Here is a 276-nt window from a genome sequence, read left to right on the forward strand (position 1 = left end):
GAGGCAGAGATGCGTAGCTGATGGGAAGCAGGTTAATATTCCTGCACCGTCGTATGATGCGATGGGGGGACGGATCGCGGAAGGTTGTCTGCCTGTTGGAATAGGCAGTTTCTGGTTCATAGAAGGCACTTAGGCAAATCCGGGTGCGTAATTCAAGGGACTGGGACGAAGAACTTCGGTTCTGTAGCAATCGGAAGTGGTTCCAAGAAAAGCCTCTAAGCTTCAGTCATACGAGACCGTACCGCAAACCGACACAGGTGGGCGAGATGAGTATTC

1 rRNA gene is annotated in these 276 nt (G+C 51.8%); it reads left to right on the forward strand.

The window, feature by feature from the left end:
• Positions 1-276: ribosomal RNA gene (locus F8197_RS28290) — 23S ribosomal RNA — on the forward strand; the annotation flags it as partial.

It is taken from the genome of Duganella sp. FT27W, from assembly GCF_009295655.1.
GTDB classification, from domain to species: Bacteria; Pseudomonadota; Gammaproteobacteria; order Burkholderiales; family Burkholderiaceae_D; genus Rugamonas; species Rugamonas zoogloeoides.